The 24,925-nt window shown below is 59.3% G+C and carries 27 protein-coding genes; 13 read left to right on the top strand and 14 right to left on the bottom strand.

Annotation, left to right across the window (positions count from 1 at the left end; all coding sequences use genetic code 11):
* Positions 1–106 precede the first annotated feature (106 nt).
* Both ACR0DJ_RS08965 and ACR0DJ_RS08960 read left to right on the top strand, forming a co-directional pair.
* Positions 107–1,402, top strand: coding sequence for an adenylosuccinate synthase (locus ACR0DJ_RS08965; RefSeq protein WP_257600455.1), 1,296 nt, complete (start codon positions 107–109; stop codon positions 1,400–1,402).
* On the top strand, positions 1,402–1,638 hold the full coding sequence (locus tag ACR0DJ_RS08960; protein ID WP_170346564.1) for a DUF2842 domain-containing protein: 237 nt from the start codon (positions 1,402–1,404) through the stop codon (positions 1,636–1,638). The genes ACR0DJ_RS08965 and ACR0DJ_RS08960 overlap by 1 nt, the downstream gene beginning before the upstream one ends.
* Positions 1,639–1,791: 153 nt before the next feature.
* Here ACR0DJ_RS08960 and ACR0DJ_RS08955 read toward each other — a convergent pair whose 3' ends face one another.
* On the bottom strand, positions 1,792–3,495 hold the full coding sequence (locus tag ACR0DJ_RS08955; RefSeq protein WP_480684627.1) for a hypothetical protein: 1,704 nt from the start codon (positions 3,493–3,495) through the stop codon (positions 1,792–1,794).
* 123 nt (positions 3,496–3,618) lie between these two features.
* Between ACR0DJ_RS08955 and ACR0DJ_RS08950 the strand changes: the two genes are divergently transcribed.
* Positions 3,619–4,326 carry a thiamine diphosphokinase gene (locus tag ACR0DJ_RS08950; protein WP_480684625.1) on the top strand — a complete coding sequence of 236 codons (708 nt, stop codon included), beginning with the start codon at positions 3,619–3,621 and terminating at the stop codon, positions 4,324–4,326.
* On the opposite strand, the gene ACR0DJ_RS08945 is transcribed toward ACR0DJ_RS08950, so the two are convergent.
* From ACR0DJ_RS08945 to ACR0DJ_RS08930, 4 genes are read right to left on the bottom strand one after another with little or no spacing between them, the layout of a single operon-like run.
* A complete protein-coding gene (locus ACR0DJ_RS08945) occupies positions 4,271–5,185 on the bottom strand; it encodes a DMT family transporter (RefSeq protein ID WP_257600458.1) in 915 nt (304 codons plus the stop codon). The two genes, ACR0DJ_RS08950 and ACR0DJ_RS08945, sit on opposite strands and share 56 nt — an antisense overlap.
* 45 nt (positions 5,186–5,230) lie before the next feature.
* Complete coding sequence (locus ACR0DJ_RS08940) at positions 5,231–5,647, bottom strand: GFA family protein (protein ID WP_480684623.1); 417 nt, start codon at positions 5,645–5,647, stop codon at positions 5,231–5,233.
* A 22-nt stretch (positions 5,648–5,669) separates the two neighbouring features.
* Positions 5,670–7,043, bottom strand: a complete 1,374-nt coding sequence (locus ACR0DJ_RS08935) for an L-serine ammonia-lyase (RefSeq protein ID WP_170346569.1) — start codon at positions 7,041–7,043, stop codon at positions 5,670–5,672.
* Between the two features lies 1 nt (position 7,044).
* Entirely contained in the window at positions 7,045–7,746 is a 702-nt protein-coding gene (locus ACR0DJ_RS08930; RefSeq protein WP_480684622.1) for a glutathione S-transferase family protein, read from the bottom strand.
* Positions 7,747–7,913: 167 nt separating this feature from the next.
* Between ACR0DJ_RS08930 and rpiA the strand changes: the two genes are divergently transcribed.
* The 6 genes from rpiA (at position 7,914) to ACR0DJ_RS08900 (ending at position 14,117) form a co-directional block, all read left to right on the top strand.
* A complete protein-coding gene (rpiA, locus tag ACR0DJ_RS08925; protein WP_257600462.1) occupies positions 7,914–8,702 on the top strand; it encodes a ribose-5-phosphate isomerase RpiA in 789 nt (262 codons plus the stop codon).
* A 126-nt stretch (positions 8,703–8,828) separates the two neighbouring features.
* Positions 8,829–10,187, top strand: coding sequence for a glutathione-disulfide reductase (gene gor, locus ACR0DJ_RS08920; protein ID WP_480684621.1), 1,359 nt, complete (start codon positions 8,829–8,831; stop codon positions 10,185–10,187).
* Positions 10,188–10,259: 72 nt separating this feature from the next.
* Positions 10,260–11,402, top strand: a complete 1,143-nt coding sequence (gene hflK / locus ACR0DJ_RS08915) for an FtsH protease activity modulator HflK (RefSeq protein WP_257600463.1) — start codon at positions 10,260–10,262, stop codon at positions 11,400–11,402.
* Positions 11,402–12,298: a protease modulator HflC gene (gene hflC, locus ACR0DJ_RS08910; RefSeq protein WP_480684620.1), complete on the top strand. Its 897-nt coding sequence runs from the start codon at positions 11,402–11,404 to the stop codon at positions 12,296–12,298. Before hflK ends, hflC begins: the two co-directional genes overlap by 1 nt.
* Positions 12,298–12,492, top strand: a complete 195-nt coding sequence (locus ACR0DJ_RS08905; protein ID WP_480684618.1) for a DUF2065 domain-containing protein — start codon at positions 12,298–12,300, stop codon at positions 12,490–12,492. Before hflC ends, ACR0DJ_RS08905 begins: the two co-directional genes overlap by 1 nt.
* A 110-nt stretch (positions 12,493–12,602) precedes the next feature.
* Entirely contained in the window at positions 12,603–14,117 is a 1,515-nt protein-coding gene (locus ACR0DJ_RS08900; RefSeq protein WP_480684617.1) for a DegQ family serine endoprotease, read from the top strand.
* A 223-nt stretch (positions 14,118–14,340) separates the two neighbouring features.
* Here ACR0DJ_RS08900 and ACR0DJ_RS08895 read toward each other — a convergent pair whose 3' ends face one another.
* The 5 genes from ACR0DJ_RS08895 to ACR0DJ_RS08875 all read right to left on the bottom strand — a co-directional run bounded on the left by ACR0DJ_RS08895 (position 14,341) and on the right by ACR0DJ_RS08875 (position 18,574).
* Positions 14,341–15,009 (bottom strand): Crp/Fnr family transcriptional regulator, encoded by a 669-nt coding sequence (locus ACR0DJ_RS08895; protein WP_170346577.1) that lies wholly within the window; start codon positions 15,007–15,009, stop codon positions 14,341–14,343.
* A 113-nt stretch (positions 15,010–15,122) separates the two neighbouring features.
* Complete coding sequence (locus ACR0DJ_RS08890) at positions 15,123–15,728, bottom strand: inner membrane-spanning protein YciB (protein WP_170346578.1); 606 nt, start codon at positions 15,726–15,728, stop codon at positions 15,123–15,125.
* A 16-nt stretch (positions 15,729–15,744) separates the two neighbouring features.
* Entirely contained in the window at positions 15,745–16,647 is a 903-nt protein-coding gene (locus tag ACR0DJ_RS08885; protein WP_170346579.1) for an EamA family transporter, read from the bottom strand.
* A 90-nt stretch (positions 16,648–16,737) separates the two neighbouring features.
* Complete coding sequence (gene ftsY, locus ACR0DJ_RS08880; protein WP_170346580.1) at positions 16,738–17,877, bottom strand: signal recognition particle-docking protein FtsY; 1,140 nt, start codon at positions 17,875–17,877, stop codon at positions 16,738–16,740.
* A gap of 58 nt (positions 17,878–17,935) precedes the next feature.
* Entirely contained in the window at positions 17,936–18,574 is a 639-nt protein-coding gene (locus tag ACR0DJ_RS08875; protein WP_480684615.1) for a lysoplasmalogenase, read from the bottom strand.
* Between the two features lie 155 nt (positions 18,575–18,729).
* On the opposite strand from ACR0DJ_RS08875, the gene ACR0DJ_RS08870 reads away from it, so the two are divergent.
* Entirely contained in the window at positions 18,730–19,110 is a 381-nt protein-coding gene (locus ACR0DJ_RS08870) for a hypothetical protein (RefSeq protein WP_210092790.1), read from the top strand.
* On the opposite strand, the gene ACR0DJ_RS08865 is transcribed toward ACR0DJ_RS08870, so the two are convergent.
* Together ACR0DJ_RS08865 and xseA are read right to left on the bottom strand one after the other, a co-directional pair.
* The gene (locus ACR0DJ_RS08865) at positions 19,111–19,752 is read right to left on the bottom strand and encodes a glutathione S-transferase family protein (protein ID WP_480684614.1); all 642 of its coding nucleotides are present in this window, start codon (positions 19,750–19,752) and stop codon (positions 19,111–19,113) included.
* A gap of 3 nt (positions 19,753–19,755) precedes the next feature.
* Positions 19,756–21,240: an exodeoxyribonuclease VII large subunit gene (gene xseA / locus ACR0DJ_RS08860; protein ID WP_480684613.1), complete on the bottom strand. Its 1,485-nt coding sequence runs from the start codon at positions 21,238–21,240 to the stop codon at positions 19,756–19,758.
* Between the two features lie 75 nt (positions 21,241–21,315).
* Between xseA and purD the strand changes: the two genes are divergently transcribed.
* Positions 21,316–22,584 carry a phosphoribosylamine--glycine ligase gene (gene purD, locus ACR0DJ_RS08855; RefSeq protein WP_480684611.1) on the top strand — a complete coding sequence of 423 codons (1,269 nt, stop codon included), beginning with the start codon at positions 21,316–21,318 and terminating at the stop codon, positions 22,582–22,584.
* A 133-nt stretch (positions 22,585–22,717) separates the two neighbouring features.
* On the opposite strand, the gene ACR0DJ_RS08850 is transcribed toward purD, so the two are convergent.
* Complete coding sequence (locus tag ACR0DJ_RS08850) at positions 22,718–23,461, bottom strand: FG-GAP repeat domain-containing protein (RefSeq protein WP_480684610.1); 744 nt, start codon at positions 23,459–23,461, stop codon at positions 22,718–22,720.
* Positions 23,461–23,784, bottom strand: a complete 324-nt coding sequence (locus ACR0DJ_RS08845; RefSeq protein WP_170346586.1) for a 2Fe-2S iron-sulfur cluster-binding protein — start codon at positions 23,782–23,784, stop codon at positions 23,461–23,463. The genes ACR0DJ_RS08850 and ACR0DJ_RS08845 overlap by 1 nt, the downstream gene beginning before the upstream one ends.
* Before the next feature lie 127 nt (positions 23,785–23,911).
* On the opposite strand from ACR0DJ_RS08845, the gene ACR0DJ_RS08840 reads away from it, so the two are divergent.
* Together ACR0DJ_RS08840 and ACR0DJ_RS08835 are read left to right on the top strand one after the other, a co-directional pair.
* Positions 23,912–24,283 (top strand): OB-fold nucleic acid binding domain-containing protein, encoded by a 372-nt coding sequence (locus ACR0DJ_RS08840; RefSeq protein WP_480684608.1) that lies wholly within the window; start codon positions 23,912–23,914, stop codon positions 24,281–24,283.
* Between the two features lie 246 nt (positions 24,284–24,529).
* A complete protein-coding gene (locus ACR0DJ_RS08835; RefSeq protein WP_480684607.1) occupies positions 24,530–24,916 on the top strand; it encodes a hypothetical protein in 387 nt (128 codons plus the stop codon).
* The last annotated feature ends 9 nt before the right edge of the window (positions 24,917–24,925 follow it).

The raw sequence follows: 24,925 nt of genomic DNA, 5'->3' as shown, positions 1-24,925 counted from the left end.
ATCGCGCGTTCGCGCGATTTTCATCTGCGGCGAAATATCGGTTTCCCTGCCGTTTGCGCCCCGCTATATGAGCCGGGTTTGATAACTCAGCGCAAAAGGACCGGATATGGCCAACGTGGTTGTTGTCGGCGCCCAGTGGGGTGACGAAGGAAAAGGCAAGATCGTCGACTGGCTCAGCGAGCGGGCGGACGTGATCGCGCGTTTTCAGGGCGGGCACAATGCCGGACATACGCTGGTGATTGATGGCGAAGTTTACAAGCTGCACGCTCTGCCGTCCGGTGTCGTGCGGGGCGGTAAGCTGAGCGTCATCGGCAACGGCGTGGTGTTGGACCCATGGCATCTGGTCAAGGAAATCGCGACCATCCAGGCACAGGGTGTAGAGATCACCCCCGATACGCTGATGATTGCCGAGAACACCCCGTTGATCCTGCCGATCCACGGAGAGTTGGATCGTGCGCGCGAACAGGCAGCCAGCAAGGGGACCAAGATCGGCACCACTGGTCGTGGAATTGGACCGGCCTACGAAGACAAGGTCGGGCGTCGTTCCGTTCGCGTCGCGGATCTGGCGGATGAGGCCACGCTCGAGGCTCGGGTGGACCGTGCTTTGCAGCACCATGACCCGCTGCGCAAAGGTCTGGGGATCGAACCGGTCGACCGCGACGCGCTGATCGCCCAATTGAAAGAGATCGCGCAAGAGATTCTGCCGTTTGCCGCGCCTGTGTGGAAAGTTTTGAACGAAAAGCGCAAAGCCGGAAAACGCATCCTGTTCGAAGGGGCGCAAGGCGCGCTGCTGGACATTGATTTCGGCACCTATCCATTCGTGACCTCGTCCAACGTGATCGCAGGACAAGCTGCGACAGGTGTGGGGATAGGACCGGGCTCGATCGACTTTGTTCTGGGGATTGTAAAAGCCTACACCACCCGAGTTGGCGAAGGCCCATTCCCGACAGAACTTGAGGATGCGGATGGTCAGCGCCTTGGGGAACGCGGACATGAGTTTGGAACAACAACAGGTCGCAAGCGCCGCTGTGGCTGGTTCGATGCGTGCCTTGTCCGTCAGACCTGTGCGACCAGTGGCGTGAACGGTATCTCGTTGACAAAACTGGACGTTCTGGACGGGTTCGAAACCCTGAAGATCTGTACAGGGTATGAGCTGGACGGTGAACGCTTGGACTATCTTCCGACAGCGGCTGACCAGCAGGCGCGCTGCACCCCGATCTACGAAGAAATGCCGGGCTGGAGCGAATCCACCGAAGGCGCGCGCAGCTGGGCCGATTTGCCTGCCAACGCAATCAAGTATGTCCGCCGCGTGGAAGAGCTGATCGAATGCCCTGTGGCCCTTTTGTCCACCAGCCCGGAGCGGGACGACACCATTCTGGTGACCGACCCGTTTGCTGATTGATGAACAAAGAGCAGAAAACAGGTCTGAGCTACAAGGCGCGCCGGCGCTGGTCGTTGGTTATACTTGTGATCGGCCTGCCACTTTATATTGTGGCGGTGGTGACGGTTCTAAACTGGCTGGAGCGCCCCAAAATATGGGTGGAACTTCTGGTCTATATCGTTCTGGGCATTCTTTGGGCCCTGCCGTTCAAGTTCGTTTTTCGCGGCGTTGGCAAAGAGGACCCGGATCAATCCTGAGCCGGGCCATTGCTCGGACCAAGGCGGCAGGTCGGGCCCGGTACAATGGGCAACGTCGAGTCGTGTTTGACTAACGGGCGTTTGTCTCTGGACGCGCCATAGCAAAAGGGACGGGGTGCACCCGGCCCTTTTTTTGTCAATTGGCGAGGTTAGTCAGCCTACCGCGCGCTCATCATCAGGACGGAAGCCGATCAGGTCAGAGGCCGCAAAACGGCCGCCACCGGCTTTTTCGATCTTTCCATCGCGCAGCAGCTGTCCGAAGGAGCGCAGGCTTTCTTCGCGATTGAACTCATCCTGCTTCAAAGAACGGACCTTGTTCATCAGTTGCGGGCGCGAGAATTGCTGCTGCCCTTCGATGAAGGACAGGTAGGCCGCCGCCGCTTCAAGCAGGTCCTGAAGCGACTGTGCACCCTGATCCTGTGCGAATTGCGCAAAACCGCCTTCTTCCGACCCGGCTTCTTCCACCTGAGTGGTTACGCGACGCGGCATCACGGGGCCATTGGATTCGCTTTGATCGTCCACGCGCTGCTCGGCAACCAGCTTCAACGGAGCCGGAGCGTCTGCTTCCGGGCGTATGCTGGTCACGTTTACCTCGGGGCGGCGTGGGCTGACCGCTGACGCCAGATCGACGCGATACTCATCGACAGGCGAGGTGTCCGGGGCCGGTTGGCCATCTCGATCGGCCTCGGTCGCGGCAACGGCGGTGCGAAGGTGCGAATAGGTTTCTCGCGCGTCGCTGCTGGAGGGGTCCTCCATATGTTCACCGGTTTTGGCCATCAGTCGCGAGATATCCTGATCAGGATCGGCGTCATCAGTCAGTTTTTGGCTTGAACGGCCTGCCATGTCTTTTTCGATCTCGGAAATCTCGGACAGCAGCTGAATTTCGTCCTCTTCCGTCAATACTCCTTGCGCCTGATCGTCTTGCGGCTCATCACCTGGCTCATCTTCGGATTCGATCGCCACGTCTTCGACGTTGAGGATGTTTGGAACATCCTCTTCGTCGATTTCCTCGTCGGTATCCTCTTCCAGATCCGAGAACAGGGGCTCAGCAGGAAGCTGCGCGTCGTCCGTTGCGACCTCGACTTCTTCATCCAGCAGGTGGTCGGGGGTCAGTTGCACCTGCTGTTCGGAATCGTTCTCGATAATCGGCTCTGCGGTTTCGAAGGCCTGGTTTTCAGATGCTGCCGGCGCGTCGTCGGTTTGTACGTCTTCCGCGTCAAGCGCTTGCAGATCCTCGATTTCTGCGGCCTCGGGCTGGGCGGGTTCCGCGAAGTCCTCTTCATTGAGAGCACCTGCTTCGAACGCGGCGGCCACGGCGTCCACCGGGGGGGCGGTGTTGGCCAGCAGCGAAGATTCTTCGTCTTCGGAATAGGCAGTGGGGGGGACGTCCGAATGGGAAACAACGGCCCGGATGCGTTGCAGTTTTGCTGCAATGCTATCGGCCGGCGGAGATGTGGTGGCGTCGACGGCCTTCGCGTCCGTGAATGCGGTCTGCACCGGGCTTGGTTGCGCATATTCGGGGGGCGGGGTGGTCATAGCATCTGCATCTGGCGCATGCGGGACCGGTGCGTCAGAACCGACCGGTGCCGGGGCTTCGGTATTTGGAGCGGCACGCAGCAGAAGCCCGGATTCGTTTTGGCTGGCTTCGACGCGTTGCGATGCGTCGCGGCGTGCGATGCGGGTCAGCATTTCGGCGTCTGGTTGTGGAGGCTCCGAGCCGAAGTAACGATCATCCGCAGCGAGATCGCGGAAATACTCGGCAATGGCTTTCATCGTTTCAAAGGAATCGTCGAATCCTTCCAAAGTGCAGGAGAAGGTTCCATATGAAACGGTCAATACCTTGTTATTCTGTACCATCAGACGCACGTCCTTTACAAACTACAAGAGCCCACTTACCCGGAATCGGGAGCACACGGAGGCTCTGAACTTTATGCATGAACCTATCATTTTGTGGTCTTAATGTGTCCAAATCCGGGAAAAATGGCCAATCTTAGGAAAAATGAACCAATTGTACGCTCTGCTGATCCAATCGGGTTGTTTGGGGGCGGTTATGTTGGTTTCGAGGACCTGAATTTGGTGCTGAACCGCGTCACTTCAGTCGTTGCAGCGGATGGTGGGGCGGCGGTTCTGACAGAATCAGGCCGGATTCCGGACGCGGTCATCGGGGACTTCGATTCGCTGGACACCGCGTCGAAAGCCAAAATCCCGTCTGACCGGCTTTTTGCCATTCGCGAGCAGGACAGCACCGATTTCGACAAGACCTTGCGCAATGTGCAGGCTCCGCTGGTTTTGGGGGCCGGTTTTCTGGGCGGGCGGCTTGATCATCAGCTTGCCGTTCTGAACGTGCTGGTCAGACGTCAGGAACAGGCCTGCATTCTGCTGGGTGCGCATGAGGTGGTTTTTCACGCGCCTCGCCAAATCCGGCTGCCGGTTGCGCCCGGAGATGTGGTTTCCCTGTTTCCAATGCGCCCTGTGACGGGGCGCAGCACCGGGCTGGAATGGCCCATCGACGGCCTGCGGTTGCAACCGGACGGGCAGGTCGGAACCTCCAATCGCGCACTGTCGGATGTTGAATTGCAGATGGATGGGCCCGGCCTGTTGGTGATGGTTCCCCGCGCCGCACTCGATCCGCTTATGCAGGTGTTTCTGTCGGGGCAGATCGAGCGGTGGCCCGTTCGCGAAGAATAACGTACAAACCGGCGGCGACGGTGATCATGATCCCAACCGCCGCCAGCCCGTCCGGCAGGTCGCTGAAGATTGCCCAGCCAATCAGGGTTGCCACCGGGATTTCCAGATATTGCATCGGGGCCAGCGTGGCCGAAGGTGCATAGCGCAGTGACCATGTCATCAGCAGATGCGCGACAGTTCCCAAAACTCCTATCGCGATCAGCAGCCAATACAAATCGGCGGCGGGCAAGGCGGCTGACAGGTTCCAGATACCAAGCGATGTTCCGATCACAAGGACAGGAACCAGCCCCACAGTGGCCATGACGCCAGACACCGCCTGCAAGGAAATCGGATCAGTTTCCTTGGCGATTTGCCGCGTGACCAGCATGAACAGCGCAAAGACCACGGCGACGATCAACGGCAGCAGGGCAGGTAGGCCCACCTCGGCAAAGCTGGGCTGTATGACCAGAAGTGTGCCGATGAAACCGACGATGCAGGCCACGAGGCGCCGAGCGCCGACCTCTTCGCCCAGAACGTATCTGCCCAGAAGCAACATGATGAACGGCATGACAAAGGCAATGGCGACGGCGTCAGCCAAAGGCAGGAACTGGAGCGCGCTGAACATCGCAGTTATGCCGATGATGTGCAGCAGCGTGCGGATGACTGTCAGGCGCAGAATCCGCCCGCGCATCCGCCAGGGCCGGCCCGTCATCACCACAAGGGGAATGAGTATCAACGCTTGCACCGCAAAGCGGACAGTAACCAGCAGACCTAACGGGGTCGTCTCACCCAACAGCTTTGCCATCGCATCCCCCAAGGGCGCGAGCACGCAAAAACCGAGCATCAGAAAGATGCCGAAGACGGGACGATCCTGAGTCATGCGCGCGACGCTATCTGCTTCGCGGCGCAGTGGAAAGGTCGAATGTCAGGCGTCGGGCAGGGGTTGAACCTTTGTATAATCCGGCCCGGTGCAGGTGGGCAGGTTGTCATCCAGATGCAGCCAGCTCAGCCTTTCTTCATGAGACACGTGCAATGTGGGCTGCATTGCCTCGGGGCTCTCCAAAGTGGCGACGTATAGATGCAGCACATCCGACATTTTGGCTGACCGGAATGAGATTGGTGTGCCGCAATGAGGGCAAAAGCTGCGCTCGACTCCGGGCGAAGAGTTGAAGCGTTTCGGCTCTTCCCCGATCCAGCGCCACTGACCGTCACGAACCGCGAAATAGGTTGCCATCGGCGCGGCGCATTGGCGTCGGCAACTGTCGCAATGACAGGTGACGCAGGACAGGGCAGGAGGGTCAATCTCGTACTTGATGCTGCCGCACAGGCAATGTCCACGCATATCGACCCCCTTTGTTGCGATCTCAGCAGTTTGGCACGTTCACGGCCAATCCACCAAGCGAGGTTTCCTTGTATTTTTCGTGCATGTCATGGCCGGTCTGACGCATCGTCTCGATCACCGCATCCAGCGGCACGAAATGCTCTCCATCCCCGCGAAGGGACAAAGATGCGGCGGACACAGCCTTGATGGCCCCCAGCCCGTTACGCTCGATGCAGGGCACCTGAACCAGACCGGCAACGGGATCGCAGGTCATGCCCAGATGATGCTCCAACGCGATCTCGGCGGCGTTTTCAACCTGTTCGGGCGTGCCGCCCATCACGGCGCAGAGCCCCGCCGCAGCCATGGCTGATGCGCTGCCGACCTCGGCCTGACACCCCGCTTCGGCCCCCGAGATGGACGCATTGTATTTGACCAGCCCGCCAATCGCGGCCGCAGTCAGAAGGAAGTCTTCGATATGGCTCTCCGAAGCACCGGGAACATGGTCCAGGTAATAGCGCAGTACCGCGGGAAGAACGCCCGCCGCCCCGTTGGTCGGTGCAGTGACGACTTGCCCACCGGCGGCGTTTTCTTCGTTGACCGCCATGGCGTAGACGCTCATCCAGTCGTTGATCGTGTGCGGCGCGGTCAGGTTCATGCCGCGTTCGGCCATCAGCGCGTCATAGATACCCTTTGCCCTGCGTCGCACTTTCAGCCCGCCGGGCAGAATGCCGTCGGTCGTCAGACCGCGTTCGATACAGGCATTCATGACGTCCCACAGGCGGGCGCAGCCCTTGGCGAAACTGTCGGCGCAGCCGCGCGCGATCTCATTGGCGCGCTTCATCTCGGCAATGGTTTTGCCGCTGGATTTGGCCATCTCCAGCATCTCGGCCGCGGTGTGGAACGGGAAGGGCACGGGCGGCCCGTCGTTGGTGTCCTTGCCTTGGGCCAGCTCTTCTTCGGTCAGGACAAAGCCGCCACCGATGGAATAGAACACCTGGCGCAGGATCACGTCCCCCTGCGCGTCCGTGGCCATCAGGATCATCCCGTTGGCGTGTCCCGGCAGGTTGGTGTCATAGTCGAAAACCAGGTCTGCTTTCGGATCGAACTGAAGCGTCGGCAGGCCGTCGGGAGAAACCGTGTGCGTCTTGGCGATGTCCGCCAATGCGGTCTCGGCCTTGTTGTTGTCGTAGGTGTCCGGAACAAAACCGGCCAAACCCAGAATGGTCGCCCGGTCGGTCGCATGGCCGACGCCGGTAAAGGCGAGCGAGCCATGCAGCGAGCCCTTCAGACCCGCAAATTCGAAAGGTGAAGCCCGCATCATATCCAGAAAGCGCGCCGCCGCCACCATGGGGCCCATGGTGTGCGAGGAGGACGGGCCGATGCCCACTTTGAACATATCGAAGACAGAGAGGAACATGTCAGGTAGCTGAGCCTTCTAAGGGGTTGGCGTAAATAGGAGAGGTGTAGGGTGCGGGGCCCAGACCCTCGGCCGCGATGGCTGCGACGGTGGCGGGGCGTGTCTCAAGCTGTGCCAGGATGGTTTGCAGGGCTGGGGTGTCAGTCAGTTGATACCAACTGCGATCTGCCTTGGCCGGGTACAAGGCCATCCAGCGCATCATGCATGCGACGTAATAGGTCAGAACCGACGGGCATTCCGCGCGGAACCAGGCTGGCGCGCGTTTTGCCAGCGCGTCCAGCAGTTGCAGGTGCTGCTTCAAACGGGGGCGGATGCCTGCACGCAGGGTATCGGCCTGTGGCGGGGTGATGTATTTCTCGGCATAGAACAGAATGCGCAGATCGGCGTGCAGCGTGTTGGACGCAAAGAACAGCCATTTCAAAAACTCGGCGCGTTCGGGGGCGTCTGCCGCCGGGGCCAGTTGCCCGTGGCACTCGGACAGCCACAGCAGGATTGCCGCCGTTTCAAAGATCGGCCCTTGCGGAGTTTCAAGCACCGGGATCAGCCCGTTGGGGTTCAATGCCCTGTACACCGCGCTGTCCTGTTCGTTGCGACGGCGATCGACCAGCACGGTTTCATAGGGCGCACCCATTTCCTCCAACACCAGCCGGATCACCAGCGAGGCGTTGTCAGGGGCGTAGTGCAGGCGGTAACGGGTCAACATGCGGGCAATCTATATGACAAAGATGAGGGCGTAAGACATGATTGCGACGTTTCCGATAGGAAACGCGCAGTCTTCAGGCATCTTTACGCTTGCCGAACCTCAAATTGTGGTCGCAGTCGCGCGGCGCATTCCCTATAACTCGGGCAGGCCAAACTGGGAAAGCTGCCATGACCGGAGAACTGTCGCCCATCGACACCGCAAAATACGTGGCCGCATGTCGTGCCGCCCAAATGGTCGAGGACGGCATGCGCGTGGGTCTTGGAACGGGATCCACTGCGGCCTGGCTGGTCCGTCGTTTGGGCGAACGGGTGCAGGACGAAGGTCTGCGGATCAAGGGCGTTCCCACATCCACCCGCACCGCGCAGCTGGCACGCGAAGTCGGGATCGAAGTCATTTCTCTGGATCAGGCCGGGTGGCTGGACATGACCATCGACGGCGCGGATGAATTCGACGCTGACCTGAACCTGATCAAGGGCGGCGGCGGCGCGCATTTGCAGGAAAAGATCGTTGCCACGGCCAGTGATCAGATGATCGTCATCGCCGATGCCGGGAAAGAGGTGGAAACGCTGGGTGCTTTCCCCTTGCCGGTCGAGGTTGTTCCATTTGGCTGGCAAACCACGCGGACACTGATCGAAGAAGCGCTGGACGCGATGGATGTACTTGGGACCTCGTCGGCGCTGCGTATGAACGGCGCGGCCCCGTTTGTGACTGATGAGGGCAACCACATTCTGGACCTGCATCTGCAACGCATCGGCAATCCCCGTCAGATGGCCTTGATCCTCAATCAGGTTCCCGGCGTGGTGGAAAACGGCCTGTTCATCGATATCTGTGACAAGGTCGTCATCGGCCATGGCGACGGGCGGGTCGAGCTGCGGGATATCAACGCGGGCACCCTTGAACTGGATCAACTGTTGAGTGGAACCCGGGAAAACCTGTTTTCCGACCAAACGGACTGAGTTTTATGCAAGCCAATCTGACAAGCGTCGGCAAAAGACCGAAAATTCCACGCCCGGGGGTTGGCACCGCGGTTTTCGCGCCCAGATATCCAGAGGATTTTTGCAAGTTGAACGAAGGAACCCGGCATGAGCTTTGACTATGATCTTTTCGTCATCGGCGGAGGCTCGGGCGGGGTCCGGGCGGCACGTGTGGCGGCGGGTGAAACCGGTGCAAAGGTCGCGCTGGCTGAAGAAGACCGATATGGCGGCACCTGTGTGATCCGAGGCTGCGTGCCAAAGAAACTGATGGTCTTTGCCAGCGAATACTCGGGCATGGTCGAAGACGCACAAGCCTATGGTTGGGACGTTCAGCCCGGCGCGTTTGACTGGGACATGTTTCACGGCAAACTGGTTGCCGAACTGGACCGGCTGGAAGGAATTTATCGCAGCATCCTGAAAAACAACGGTGTCGAAAGCTTTGATCATCGCGCGCGCCTGGTGGATGCGCACACGGTCGAACTGACCGATGGCACCCGGAAAACCGCCAAACACATCCTGATCGCCACCGGCGGCCGCCCGGTTGTACCGGATTTCCCGGGATCGGATCTTGCGATCACGTCGAACGAGATTTTCCATCTGGACAAGCTGCCCCAGAGCATTCTGATCGTCGGCGGTGGCTATATCGCCAGCGAATTCGCCGGGATCATGAACGGTCTGGGCGTCAAGACCACGCAATTCTACCGCGGTGCGCAGATCCTGCGTGGCTTTGATGAAGAAGCGCGTGGGTTGATCTGCGAAGAGATGCGCCAGAACGGCATAGACGTGCGTCTGGGCACCAATGTTCTGGAAATGGCCAGAGACGGCGACCAGATCCGCGTCAAGGCAACCGACGGCACCGAGGATCGTTTTGACGTGGTCATGTACGCCACGGGCCGCGCGCCGAATGCCGACAATCTCGGGCTGGAAGATCTGGGCGTCGAACGTGGTCGCAAGGGTGAGATCGTCGTGGATGAATACAGCCAGACCGCTGTTCCGTCGATCTATGCCATCGGCGATGTGACCGACCGGGTCAACCTGACGCCCGTGGCCATCCGCGAGGGTATGGCTTTTGTGGAAACCGTTTTCAAAGGCAACCCGACACCGGTGGATCACGACCTGATCCCGACCGCGATCTTCACGCAACCTGAATTCGGTACAGTTGGCCTGAGCGAGGAAGAAGCCTCGGCCCAGGAACCGATCGAGGTCTATGCCACGTCGTTCAAGCCGATGCAGAAGGCGTTTGCCGGTGGCACGCAGCGGGTTTTGATGAAACTGATCGTCTCTCAGGCCACGCGTAAGGTTCTAGGGTGTCATATCGTGGCCCCGGGGGCCGGTGAGATGATCCAGCTGGCTGGTATCGCCGTAAAGATGGGCGCGACGAAAGAAGATTTTGACCGCACGGTTGCAGTTCATCCGGTGATGGCCGAAGAACTGGTGACAATGCGGCAACCTGTACGCACCGCTTGATTTGCAAGCGCGCGCACACACGTTACAAGGGAACCCGTGATCACACGGTCCAATACAAGGGAAAAGATACATATGGCGGGCAACAGCGGCGGCCCCTGGGGGGGCGGAGGCTCATCCGGAGGCGGAGGAAATCGGGGTAACAACGGGGATGGGCGCAAGCCCCCCGAAGGCGAAGGCCCGCAGATTCCCGAAATCGACGAGCTGATGAAAAAAGGCCAGGAGCAGCTGCGCGTCCTGATGGGCGGTCGCGGCGGCGGTGGCCGTGGTGGCAGCGGTGGTCAGGGCGGTGGAGGCCCGGCCTTTACCAAAGGTACTGTTGCGATTGGCCTTGTGGCGGCTGCCGTTTTGTGGGGGCTGGCCAGCTTTTACACTGTAAAACCGGAAGAACAGTCAGTTGAGCTGTTTCTGGGTGAGTTCTCGGCCGTTGGCAATCCGGGTCTGAACTTTGCGCCATGGCCGTTTGTCACTGCCGAGGTGATTCCGGTCACCCGCGAACAGACCGAAGATATGGGCGGAGCCCGCGGCAGCGACGATGGGCTCATGCTGACCGGCGACGAAAACGTGGTCGATATCGACTATCAGGTCGTCTGGAACATCAGCGATCCGGCCAAGTTCCTGTTCAATCTGCGTGATCCACGCCAGACCATCCGCGCCGTGTCGGAATCGGCGATGCGCGAGATTATCGCGCAGAGCGAACTGGCACCGATCCTGAACAGGGATCGTGGAATCATCGCGGATCGTCTACAGGAACTGATTCAGGCGACCATGGACAGCTATGATTCGGGGATTAACATTGTTCGCGTCAACTTCGACAAAGCCGACCCGCCGCAGGACGTGATCGCCGCCTTCCGCGACGTTCAGGCCGCCGCGCAGGAGCGTGACCGGCTGCAAAACGTCGCCGACGCCTACGCCAACCGGGTTCTGGCTGAGGCGCGCGGTGAAGCTGCCCAGGTTCTGGAAGAAGCCGAAGCCTACCGCGCACAGCAGATCAACAGCGCCATGGGTGAAGCCAGCCGTTTCAGTGCGGTTTTGGAAGAATACTCCAAAGCGCCTGAGGTGACCCGCAAGCGTCTATATCTGGAACGGATGGAGCAGGTTCTGGGTGACGTCGACAAGATCATTCTGGACGAAAACTCGACCGGATCGGGGCAGGGCGTTGTACCTTACCTGCCGCTGAACGAACTGCGCCGCAATTCCGGACAGGAGAGCAACTGATGCGTAAAACGACCTTTATTCTACCGATCGTTTTCATCGCGATTGTTGGTGTTCTGTCCTCGATCTTTATCGTGGATGAACGTGAGCGCGCGTTGGTTCTGCAATTTGGCCGCGTTGTTGCGGTCAAGGAAGAGCCGGGTCTGGCGTTCAAGATCCCGCTGATTCAAGAAGTTGTCCGCTATGATGACCGGATCCTGTCCATCGACGTTCAACCGTTGGAGGTTACGCCTCTGGATGATCGTCGTCTCGTGGTGGACGCTTTTGCACGTTACCGGATTTCGGACCTGAACCAGTTCCGTCAGGCCGTTGGTGTCGGTGGTATTCCGGTCGCCGAAGACCGTCTGGATCGTATCCTGCGCGCCGAAACCCGCGAAGTACTGGGTTCGGTGTCGTCACGAGACATCCTCAGTTCAGACCGTGCCGCGCTGATGCTGCGCATCCGCAACAGCGCGATTGCCGAGGCACGTGCGCTGGGCGTCAACGTGATCGACGTACGCCTGAAAGCGACCGACTTGCCGCAAGCCAACCTCGAGGCAACCTTCGACCGGATGAAGGCCGAACGCGAACGTGAGGCGACCGACGAACGCGCCCGCGGCAACGAAGCTGCGCAGCGTGTACGCGCGCAAGCTGATCGTACCGTGGTCGAGTTGGTTTCGGATGCGCGCCGCGAGGCCGAGATCATCCGTGGTGAAGCTGACGCCGAACGAAACGCGATCTTTGCTGAAGCCTACGGTGCAGACCCGGAGTTCTTCGAGTTCTATCGCTCGCTGACCGCGTATGAAAAAGCGTTGCAGGGCGGCAATAGCTCATTGATCCTGAGCCCGGATTCCGAGTTCTTCAACTATCTCAGTTCACCAACGGGACGGTTGGCCCCGGCTGCCGCGCCGTCTGAATAATGGGTATGATCCTTCTGGCCTTCGGGCTGGTGCTGATTGTCGAGGGGCTGGCCTATGCGCTGGCCCCTTCGCTTGTCGAACGGATGCTTGAAGCCCTGCGGGACATGCCAGAGCAAGCCCGGCGTCTGGTCGGATTGCTGTGTGTGATCAGCGGGCTGATCCTGCTTTGGGGCGCGCAACACCTGGGATTTTGACGCTGCGGTTTCACTTGCCGGTGATTTCGTTGCGATCCCGAGTTGCTCGTGGGGTCAAACTGACTACATTGGTTTGTAAGAAAGGCCGTGAACAAGCGGTCTTGACGAGAATGTCGACAAGGAGAGCTCAAGTGCAGGCGAAAGCGCGCAGTGTATCCGTCCGGTGGGACGAAGTGAGTGTTTGGATGCGGCTGATGTGGCTGGCTTTTGCCGGTTCACTGCTTTTGCTGGCGCAATCGGCGGTGGCACAGGCGAAGGGCGAAAGCCTGGCACCACTGGCCGAGAAAGTCAGCCCGGCGGTTGTGAACATCACCACCAGCACCCTGATCGAGGGCCGGACTGGCCCGCAGGGCATCGTGCCCGAAGGCTCTCCGTTTGAAGACTTCTTTCGCGAGTTCCAGGATCGAAACGGCGGAGAAAACGACAACGCGCCGCGTCGCAGCAATGCGTTGGGGTCGGGGTTCGTGATCTCGGAAGACGGCTTTATCGTCACGAACAACCATGTGATTGCCGAAGCTGATGAGATCCTTGTGGAATTCTTTCCCGGCGATGGGCAACCCAAGAAAGAGCTGGTGGCCAAGGTTATCGGAACGGATGAGAAAACCGATATCGCGCTGCTCAAGGTCGAGGCTTCGGGCCCACTGAAATACGTGAAATTCGGCGACAGCGACGTAGCGCGTGTGGGTGACTGGGTTATCGCCATGGGCAACCCGCTTGGGCAAGGCTTTTCGGTATCGGCGGGGATCGTTTCAGCCCGCAACCGAGCGCTGAGCGGAACCTATGACGATTACATTCAAACGGACGCGGCGATCAACCGGGGCAACTCGGGCGGGCCGCTGTTCAACATGGACGGCGAAGTGATCGGTGTGAACACCGCAATCCTGTCGCCCAACGGCGGTTCGATCGGCATCGGTTTCTCGATGGCGTCGAATGTTGTCGTGAAGGTCGTGGATCAATTGCGCAAATATGGCGAGACCCGCCGCGGTTGGTTGGGCGTCCGTATTCAGGACGTAACCGAGGACATGGCCGAGGCCATGGGCCTGGAAAAGCCGGGCGGGGCGCTGATCAGCGATGTACCGGACGGCCCCGCCAAGGAAGCTGGGTTGAAGGCGGGTGACGTGATCCTCAGCTTTGATGGCGTCGAGGTGGAAGACACGCGAGGTCTGGTGCGTCAGGTCGGTGAAGCAGAAGTTGGCAAGTCGGTCAGAGTGGTCGTGCACCGCGACGGCGGAACCCAGACCGTACTTGTGACACTGGGGCGTCGGGAAGATGCGGAACGCGCTGACACTGGCGAGGAGGAACCGCAGGAAGCTCCGATTGAAGAGAACGCGGATATTCTGGGCCTGACGATTTCCCCCCTGACCGATACGCTGCGTGCAGATTTGGGTCTGGATGGTGATGCAGACGGCCTTGTGATTACGGATGTCGATGAAGCATCTGAGGCCTATGCCAAGGGAATGCGGGCAGGTGATCTGATCACCGAAGCAGGCCAGCAAAAGGTGGAAACCATCGGAGATCTTGAAGCCCGCATGGAAGAATCGCGCGAAGCTGGTCGCAAATCTTTGCTGCTGTTGGTGCGCAGGGGCGGCGATCCGCGTTTTGTGGCGCTGAGCCTCGAGAACTGATTGAACAGGCCGGGAAACCCTCCCGGCCTTTTTTCTGATTGCGGGCCAGACCAGGTATCACTGATGCGCCAAAAAAATGAGCCATACGCAGTGATTGCGTATGGCTCAGATACAGGGAGAGGTCAGTGGACAGATATCGGGGATGATTCTCTGACCTCCTACGGTAACAAACTCACCTTAGGTCAACGCGGAATCAATGGTCTGTGAACCAGGTCACACCTGATCAAATAAGATCTGAATCAGCCAATTCCCGCAGGGCTTCAAAATCCTGGATCAGCAAACCGCCACGAGAGGCTTCGACCATGTTGTCGCGTTTCCATGTCGAGATGGTTTTGGAAACCGCCTCGCGCGTGGCTCCGACAAACTCGGCCAGCTCGCTCTGCGACAGGGTGATGCGCGCGGACGGGTCGTCCTGCAAACCCGACAGGTGCAGCAGCTTGCGGGCCAGCCTGATCGGCATGGGCAGAAACACCTGTTCGTTCAATTGCGATCCCATCCATCGCATCCGCAATCCGGCAAGTCGGATCATATCCACTGCCAGATCAGGCTGTTGTCTGATCTGGTTCATAACGTCGTTGCGGCGCACACGCAGAACACGTGATTGTTCTGCCGCCGCAATGGTGGCCGTACGCGGGCCATTGTCAAACAACGCGATTTCACCGAAGACTTCACCGGGGCGCATCAAGGTCAGCGTCAGTTTGCGGCCGCTCATTGCCAGAAAGGAAACCTCCAATGTGCCTTCCAGAATGGCATAGAGAGAGTCGCCCTCGTCGCCTTGTTCAAAAAGTACATCACCTTGGGACAGAGATATTTCGGTCGCCTGCGCCGAAAGCATTTCTCTGAGCCCGTCGGAAGCTTCGGCAAGGAAGCCGCTGTTGGGAAAGGCCGTCATGTATGCACCGATCTTGGGCAAAGTATGAGTGTGGGTGGTGGTACAACTTCCCATAGCTGGGCGCTCAAGCCAAGAATTTTGTTTGTTTTGGCAGGTCTGGCGGGTGCAGGGGGCTATTTCTGCTCGGGATCGTCCATATATCGTTGCAGAATGCTGAACTGAAGCATCAGGAAGGCCATCAGCGCGATGGGAAAGCCGAAGGTCTCGATCTTGACCCATAGATCCGTCGACATGGTGCGCCAGACGAATTCGTTTGCGGTGGCCAGTACGGCGAAACACGCGCACAGGCGGCGCGTGAGTATCATCCAGCCTTCGTGTTTCATCGGCAGCATTTCGTCCAGAACATAGGCCAGATAGGATTTCTTTTGCATCAGACCGATGCCGAGGATCAGGGCAAAAAGCCCATAGACAAGCGTGGTTTTCATCTTGAAGAACCGCTCGTCGTTGAACCAGGCTGTGAGGCCGCCGAAGAAAATCACCATGAAGGCCGTGAAGATCTGCATCCGGCTGAGTTTGCCGGTCAGATACCACAGGATACCCATTGCCCCCAGCATTAGCGGGACGAAGATTATCGTGGCGATGATAAACCCGGAATACTCGATGCCGCCGATCAGAAAGCTGTCGTCGCGCAGGCGCAGGTAGATGAAGAAGAAGGCCAGCGGGGGGCCAAGTTCCAGAACCTGTTTCAGAAACGGGTTGATGTCTTTTTTGCCTGTCATCTGTACTTCCTGCTGCTTACCCGCCCATTTCAACTATTACGGCGCCAAGTGCAATCAATGCCATCAGGGCAATGCGTCTTGGGCCGACAGTTTCCTTTAGCACAAGCCAGCCGATCAGCGCGGCAAAAACCGTTGAGGTTTCGCGCAGAACGGCTGCTTCACCGACCTTGTCCAACCGGGTGGCCAGCATGATGGCCCCGAAGGACAAGGGGGCGATGATACCGCCGGCGAGGCCGCGCAGCATCAGCGGGCCAGGTGCAGGTCTGTGCGCCATCGCGCGCCACCTGAGAAATGCGTAGATCGGCATGGCCGCGCCGTCGATCATGAAGAACCAGGCCAGAAAGGTGAACGGATCGGCGGTGGCGCGAATGCCATAGGCGTCATAGGTGGTGTACAGGGCCACAAACAGGCCTGTGATGATCGCCAGTGTCAGCGCGATGCCCAGCGTATCCCTGTCGGTTTCCAGGAACCTGAAGTTGTAGGCGGCCAATCCGAATATCCCGGCCAGCAACGTAGCTACGCCCAGCCATTGCACGGCCGAGAATGTTTCCCCGAACAGAAGATAGGCACCGATGACGGTGAACAGCGGACCCGTCCCGCGCACCACCGGATAGACGACGGTGTAAGAGCCTTTGGTGTATGCCATGGCTTGCAGGGTCTTGTAGGCGATGTGGATCAGCCAGACGAGTGCGAAGATCGGCCACATATGAGGTTCGGGCCATGGGACCACGAAAAAGGCGAAGGGGGCTGCCATAAGGCAATAGCAGGCGTCGATCGCGCCACGGGACAGCCACGGGTCGTGCCTGCCTTTTTGCAATGCACCGAAGACCGCGTGCAGGAACGCCGCCATCAAGGCCAGCGCCAATGCCAGTTGGTGTCCGGTCTCGGTGCCTTCGAGAGAGATCAGCCAGTCGCTCAAATACGCGGACCTTTTGCGGAGCGGAGAAGGTGGGGGGCTGTCTGCCCCCCACACCCCCCGAGGATATTTGGGGCTAGATGAAGCCTGGGATCAGCCTTTGTCGAGACCGGTGAGGGCGGCGGCGAATTCTTCGGGGTCGAAAGGGGCAAGGTCGTCGATCTGTTCGCCGACTCCGATCGCGTGGATGGGCAACCCGAATTTGTCTGCCAAGGCAACAAGAACACCGCCCTTGGCCGTGCCGTCCAGCTTGGTCATGACCAGACCGGAAACGTCCGCCAGATTGCGGAACGTTTCCACCTGGCTCAGTGCGTTCTGTCCGGTGGTGGCGTCGAGTACGAGCAAGGTATTGTGTGGAGCGGTGTCGTCAACCTTGCGGATGACGCGGACGATTTTGGCCAGTTCCTCCATCAGGTCGGTGCGGTTTTGCAGGCGGCCTGCCGTATCTATCATCAGCAGATCGGCGCCCTCTGCCTGTGCACGGGTCAGCGCGTCAAAGGCGAGGCTGGCAGGGTCCGAGCCTTCTGGTGCGGTCAGAACCGGAACTCCGGCGCGATCGCCCCAGACCTGCAACTGTTCCACGGCCGCAGCGCGGAAGGTGTCGCCGGCGGCGATGATGACCTTTTTGCCGGCCTCTTTGAACTGGCTGGCCAGTTTTCCAATTGTCGTGGTCTTGCCCGAGCCGTTGACGCCGACGACCAGTACCACTTGTGGCCGTTTGGGATAGATCGGCAGAGGCTTGGCCACAGGCTCCATCACGCGGGCGACTTCCTGGGCCAGAAGTTGCTTGATCTCTGTGGTCGACAGTTTGCGGCCAAAGCGGCCCTCAGCCATGTTAGACGTGACCCGCAAGGCCGTGTCGACGCCCATGTCCGAGGCGATCAGCAGCTCTTCGAGCTGTTCCAGCATGTCATCGTCCAGGGTGCGGCGCATTTCCGTGGCGGCGCCTCGATTGAACAGGCGGTTCAGGATACCCTTGGATTCCGGTATTTCCGGCGGTGGAGCGACAGGCGTGGGGTCAGCCGGGATCGGTGCCGGCGGTTCAACCGGTTGCGGCGCCGGGGCTGGCTCTGGCACTTCTGGAACGGGTTGCGGATCGGGCTGCGGCTGGGGGATCACCGGGTCCGGCGCCGCTGTTTCCTCGCCGCCATCCTCGACGATGGCTTCCAGCCCTTCTTCAAGACGAGATGAAGATTTGAACAGCTTGTCCTTTAGCTTTGAGAAAAACGCCATACTTGGTCTCCACAGGTGTTCCCTTCACCTAATGCGGATTTGCGGCAGTTGCAAAGGGTCACACAAACGCAAGGACAAAGCCAAGCTGAGCACCCCAGTAAAGGGGCCACACCAGATAAGGCGTTACCTTGAGGGCAGGGTGGTTCGGTGGCAGCAGGAATTTCTCGGTTGCGAGGATCAGATCTGACGCGATGAAGGCCATGGCGGCGGGCAAGGCCCACTGAAGCGGGCCGGCATCCGGCAGTGCCAGCACAGTGATCCCCATTCCGAGAATGATCGGGATATAGGCCAGAACGGGCCCCTTCAGGTCTCCGGCGCGGGGCGCAAGCAGTGTGGCCATGATGATGCCTAGAATGATCAAGGACCATACAATCGCTGGTGCGTTCCAAATCAGCGCAACGGAACTGGTCGGATGAGACAGGAACAGAGCGATATAGGCCAGATGCCCGGCGGCAAAAGCGGCGATGCCCGCCATGAACGTGGTATCTGTTTCGTGTGACAGCATAGCGTCGCCGGACGCACACAGAGCGAGCGCAAGAACCAACAACCAAGGCCCACCGTGCAAGACGGCTATGACCGCCAACAAGACGACCGAAGCGGTTTTCAGCACGGTGCGCAAAGATCCGGCGGGTCGGGAGGTCAGCGGCAGATAACCAAGGGCACAGCCAAGGGCGATCCAGAACAGTATGGTTGGCATGTCATCTCCTCGCCGATTGAGAATAATCTGATCTGCGGCGTGGCGTGAAATCAACCGCTTACGTTGAGTTAAGTGTTATGTGATGACACCGGTCCAACAGGCGAATGGCATGACCGGAGCGCTTCTGCCAAAATGGAAACATGTTCAGATCCTTTATGATTCTTGCAACTTTTGCCGCACAGTCAGTGGCGGCACAAACGCCTTTGTCTGACTCGGAGTTCGACAAGTATACGCAGGGTAAAACTCTGTTCTACGGGTTCGAAGGTCAGATTTACGGGGTGGAGCGGTATCTTCCGAACCGTCGTGTGATCTGGTCTTTTCTCGACGGGAATTGCAAGGAAGGTATCTGGTATCAGCAGGGTGAACAGATTTGCTTTGTCTACGAAGACAGGCTGGATCCGCAATGCTGGGTTTTCACTCAATCCGGTGGCGGTTTGATTGCGCAATTCGAAGGTAATCCGGAAGCGACCGAACTGTATGAGGCAGAGGATCTTGGGGAAGAAATGGTTTGTTACGGGCCCGACGTTGGCGTTTGATCAGTTTCGGCGCAGCTCGTCATAGCTGATCATGACATGGGTCTGGTAGGCTGGCCTTTCGGTCAGCGTGTCATAGTACCGGCGCAAATTGGGCAGTGATGTACGTGATATATCGATGTCGTAGTAGCGATAGAGAACGTGTCCCAACTGGATATCGGCCAAAGTCAGGCAGGAACCGCACAGGAACGCATGTTCAGACAGTTGCGCATCGGCGATTGCCAGCGTGTTTTCAAGCGCTGTCAGGGCTTTTTTGATCGCTTGGTGGTCGTGCTCTGCCTCCGGTGTCCGCACAACCCGCCAGAACACAGGTACCGTGAATGCCATCGCGACGTTGATCTTGGCCCATTCCGCCCACTTGTCCACTTCGGCTTGCCGGGTCGGGTCGCGTGGCCAGAAATCATCTTCACCATACGCGGAGGCCAGATACCGCAGGATTGGGCCCGTCTCCCAAAGCGGGGGGCGTTCGCCATCCTGTATCACAGGGATGGTGCCGTTTGGGTTCAGTTTGCGAAAGCCATCCTTGTTCAGCCCGCCGAACCTGTGCCCCACATCGTGGCGCTGAAACTCCAGCGCCAGTTCACCGACGCACCACATCAGGGCCTGTACATTGGATGATGTTCTTCGGCCCCAGATGGTCAGCATGGCCTAGAACAGCGATCCCTGATCCGGGGTGTCCGGTCTGGGTTTTTTCGAAGGTGACTTCGCGGCCGGGCCCGTGCTGAGAACACCATCGGCGAATTCGATTTCGAGCGCCGTTTGTTTGGCGGCCTGAGCCTTGGTGGTGATCACATTCCCTTCGGCCCGGACGACCGCGTATCCGCGGTCCAAAGTGGCCTTGTAGCTCAACGTCTCGCGCAGGCGATCCGTCGCTTCGAGTTGCTGTTTGAGGCGGTCCAGGCGCGTGGTTTGGGCCGCATGCATTCGATCGCCAAGACGGTTGAGGTTTTGCCGCTGCTGGTCGATTTCCTTTTGGATCGGTCGCAGGGACAGGCGCGAGGACAGGTTGTGTAGTGATTCCTGTCGTGCAGATACCAGACTGCGCAGGGTTGAGGGGCGCAGATGGGCAGACAGTTCCACCACTTGAAGGCGACGGTTCTGAACCCCGCGGATCAAGGCGGGCGTGAGTCGATCTGCAATCAAATCAAGGCGTTGTCTGGGAGAGTTCAACAGGCTATCCGGGCGCGGCAGGGCGCGGGACAGATCGCGCAGCCTTTGCGTTCGGCGTTGGACTGCATCCGTTGCCGCGCGGGACAGGCGTGCGCCTTGCTCGCCAGTCCAGGCAAGCAGTTCCATGCGCACCGGAACGGCCAGTTCGGCGGCCGCGGTGGGTGTTGGTGCGCGCTGATCCGATACGAAATCAATCAGGGTGGTGTCGGTTTCATGCCCAACGGCCGAGATCAACGGTATGTCCGACGCGGCTGCGGCGCGGGCGACGATCTCTTCATTGAAGCCCCAGAGGTCTTCGATCGATCCGCCGCCACGGGCCACGATGATCAGGTCGGGCCGGGGCAACGCGCCGCCGGGTGTCAATTGGTTGAAGCCTTCGATGGCGCGGGCAACCTCGGGCGCGCAGTTGGCCCCTTGAACCGCCACAGGCCAGATCAGCACCTTGCGCGGGAACCTGTCCCTGAGCCGATGCAGAATGTCGCGGATCACGGCGCCTGAGGGGGATGTGACCACGCCAATAACCTGCGGCAGGTATGGCAGGGGTTTTTTGCGTTCGGGCGCGAATAATCCTTCGGCCTCAAGCTGTTTCTTGCGCTTCTCCAGCAGCGCCATCAGCGCGCCCTGACCCGCGACGGAAACCTCATCGACATTCAGGTTGTATTTGGATTGCGCCCCGAAAGCCGTGAGGCGACCGGTGACGACGACCTCCAATCCTTCTTCGGGCACAACGGACAGGCCGGAAATCTGACCTTTCCACGTGGTGCAGGCCAAAACGTTCCTGTCGTCCTTGATGTCGTAGTACAGATGCCCGGATCGGGCTTTGAACACGCGCCCAACCTCACCGCGCACGCGGATTCGACCGAACGAGCCTTCGAGCGTCCGTTTCACCTCACCCGAAATTTCGGACACAGTGTATTCAGGGGTGTTTTGGCCTGGAATCGGGTCATCAAGCAGGTCGGACATTTCAGCGCCTTGTTTCAAATGCGCGCCCAGCTTAGAACGCCGCGCAGGCAAGGCCAAGCAGATCGGAGAGCTTTCATGAATATCCTCATTCTCGGCAGCGGCGGGCGCGAACACAGCCTGGCATGGGCAGTGCTGCAAAACCCCAAATGCGACCGTCTGATCGTGGCTCCGGGGAATGCGGGGATCGCTCAGATCGCTGACTGTGCCGCTCTGGATATTGAAAACGGCGGCGCTGTTGTCGGCTTTGCCGAAGAAAATGCGATTGATTTCGTGATTGTCGGACCCGAGGCGCCTTTGGCGGCCGGTGTGGCCGATCGGTTGCGCGAAGCCGGTGTATTGGTTTTTGGACCTTCAGCCGAGGCGGCGAAGCTGGAAGCGTCGAAAAGCTTCACCAAGGAAATCTGCGACGCGGCCAACGCCCCCACCGCGGCTTATGCCCGGTTTACCGAGGCTGAGCCTGCCAAAGCCTTTATCCGCGAACAGGGCGCGCCGATTGTGGTCAAGGCCGATGGTCTGGCCGCAGGCAAGGGCGTGATCGTTGCGATGGACGAAAAGACCGCACTGGACGCCATTGACGACATGTTCGGCGGTGCCTTTGGCGGTGCGGGCGCGGAAGTCGTCATCGAAGAATTCATGGATGGTGAAGAAGCCTCGCTGTTCGTTCTGTGCGATGGTGAGGACATTCTCTCAATCGGCACGGCCCAGGATCACAAACGGGTTGGCGAGGGCGATACCGGCCTGAACACCGGCGGGATGGGCGCTTATTCTCCGGCACCGGTGTTGAGCGAAGAGGTGGAGGCGCGTGCGATGGAAGACATCGTGCGCCCTACCATCGCCGAGATGAAGCGCCGGGGAACGCCGTTTCAGGGCGTTCTCTATGCAGGTTTGATGATCAAGGAAGGGCAGCCAAGGCTGGTCGAATACAACGCCCGCTTCGGTGACCCGGAATGTCAGGTTCTGATGATGCGTTTGGGCGCGCAGGCGATGGACCTGATGCACGCGGCTGCCGAAGGCAGGTTGGGTGAGATGCGGGTGAATTGGGCGGATGACCATGCCATCACGGTGGTGATGGCGGCCAATGGCTATCCGGGTACTTACAAGAAAGGCACTGCGATCAAAGGGCTTGAAGGCCTGCCGGAAGACAGCCGGAACATGGTGTTTCACGCTGGTACAAAGAGTGCCGATGGGCAGGTGGTTGCATCGGGCGGGCGCGTGCTGAACGTGACCGCCCGTGGGAGCACGCTGAAGGAGGCGCGCGACCGGGCCTATGAAATGGTTGAAGCCGTGGATTGGCCTGACGGGTTTTACCGGCGCGATATCGGATGGCGTGCATTGGATGGTTGATCGGGCAGGGGGTTTGCCCCTCGGCCTTGCGGCCTCCCGGCGCTGCGCGGGTTCGCGGTCGAATTCGTCCACTGGACGATTTCCTTTTAACCGCTCATCCCTCAGGATATTTTTGGCCAGATGAAGAGGCGGATCAGCAGTTCAGGGCTTGGGCTAGGCTTTTGCGGCCGTTGAACGGGCCCCGGTCGGATGTGATCCAGCCGTTGTCGTAAGAGACGCTGACGATCCGCGTCCAGTCGGCGCTGGCCACGATCAGTTCCGGGCGGTCGCCGCAGGTGCGCAGGCCACCGGAAATGAAATCTTCACCGATCCTGTGGTTGGTCAATCCGGGCAGAGCCGCAATTTCAGTCAGACCACCGTCTTTGAAGCGCCAGATGCGCAGTGTTTTGGCCAGATGAGGACGGTCGATATAAGCGATTTCGATATGCCCGTCGCCGTCCAGGTCGGCGGCCCCGATCGGGGCAAGCCAGCGGAAGCGGGTGCCGATATGAGGTGTGGCCGCGATCTTGTCTCCGGCGGCGTCGTAAATCGCAAGTTGAGCCCCTGCTTTGTTGTGGGATTCAACGACAATTGCTTCGCGTGCGCCGTCCAGGGTGACGTCTGCCAAGCGCGGGGCGATGTCTTCGAACACACGATCCTGCGGCAGACGAACAATTACGACCGTAGTGTCGGTCGTGAATTCCAGCGCGCCATATTCGATCGTGTCACCCAAGACGCCATGGGCGTAACGAGTGGTTGGTTCTGTGAAGCGGGCGTCGTTTATGGTATCTGCCGTGCCAGCTTGTGGCAGCGCGAGCCAAAGTCCGAAAGATAGCAAAGCGCCGCGTGCCCGACGTTGCCAAAAGCGGCGGGGCAGGCGCGGCGCCTTGTTGTGCATCAGATCTGCTTTTCGGGCATCTGAACGACCAGCCCGTCCAGCGCATCGGTGACCTTGATCTGGCATGTCAGGCGCGAGCGGGCCGGGTCGGGCTCGAACGCAAAGTCCAGCATGTCTTCTTCCATGTCATCCTTGGCCGGAATTTTCTCGACCCAGTCGGGGTGGATGTAAACATGGCAGGTCGAGCAGGCGCAGGCGCCGCCGCAATCGGCCTCGATGCCGGGGATGTTGTTGTCGCGGGCCCCTTCCATGACGGTCAGTCCGTTGGCGACCTCGACTGTGTGTTCGGTACCGCCGTGCTCGACATAGGTGATCTTTGCCATTGCGTGCGTCTTCCTTTTACGATGTTCGATTTCTTCCTTAGTGAAGGCATTTAGGTCTTTCCAGCCTCATTTGCGACTCAGCGCGCCATGTCTGGACTTTCTTGTTGTTTGTTCTATTTTTGTTCTCATGCTTGTTGCACCCGTTCGCCCTGTGGTTTCAAACCGGGATTGGCCGCGCCCGCCGTCCTGTCTGCCTTCCAGCCAACTGGATTCCCCGCCCGAGGGCGCGCGCGTGGCTGTGGCCGGGCTTGTGATCCTGCGGCAGAGGCCGGGAACGGCCAAGGGGGTGATCTTTCTGACGCTTGAAGACGAGACCGGGGTCGTGAATGTGGTGGTCTGGCGCAAAATCTACGAACGGTTCCGCCGTGCGGTGATTTCGGGGCGGTTGCTGAAAGTGACAGGCCGGATGCAGCGGGCGCATTCAGTGACCCATGTGATTGCGGAAGAAATCGAGGATATTTCGGGGATGCTGGATATGCTGGTGCAGGGCGCAGGGTAGGCCTGATGTGACGGGAAATAACAGGCGGCTACCTTGTTGCCTTGCGCGCAACAAGACCTGTGCGCCGATGAATGTCGGTAAGTTCCCGCATATCACGCTGGGTCAAAGGCGCTTTTCCGCCAATTCGGCATTGGCCGGTCGACTCTTTGATGCCGTGTTAGTACTGCGGGCATCTCTATGCGTCGGCCTGTGTCTGAACGCAGGCGCGATGGCACGCCACTCAACATCTTCTCAGAGTCAGTTCAGATGCCTGAAGTAACACGAAATGGATCGTTCGAAAAAACCGTCCAGATGGATGAGAGCCAGATTGCCGGTCGCCTTGGCGAACTGTTGGAGCATACGCGTTCAAAAGGATACGTGCATACCGCCAGAATGATCGAGGAAGCATTGAGTGCCCACTCTTTCGAGCGCAGACACCTTGGGAACACCCAAAAACACCTCTCGGAATTGCAGCGTCTAAAGCGCAAAGAGATGACACGCTTGGTGCGGGAAACGGGTGGGAAGAAGCAGGCGGCTTTTGTCCTGACGCCCCGGATGCGCGTTGACCACAGAAATCCTGCCGCGCTGCGCAGTGGGGTTTGGAGGAACACCCCGATGCCTTTCCTGGCGGAACCCGAATTCAAGTTTCGCTAGCCGATCCTG

It is taken from the genome of Ruegeria sp. BF10 (genome assembly GCF_056538725.1).
Note: the sequence above shows the minus strand (reverse complement) of the source record. Positions and strands in the feature narration are given on the sequence as shown.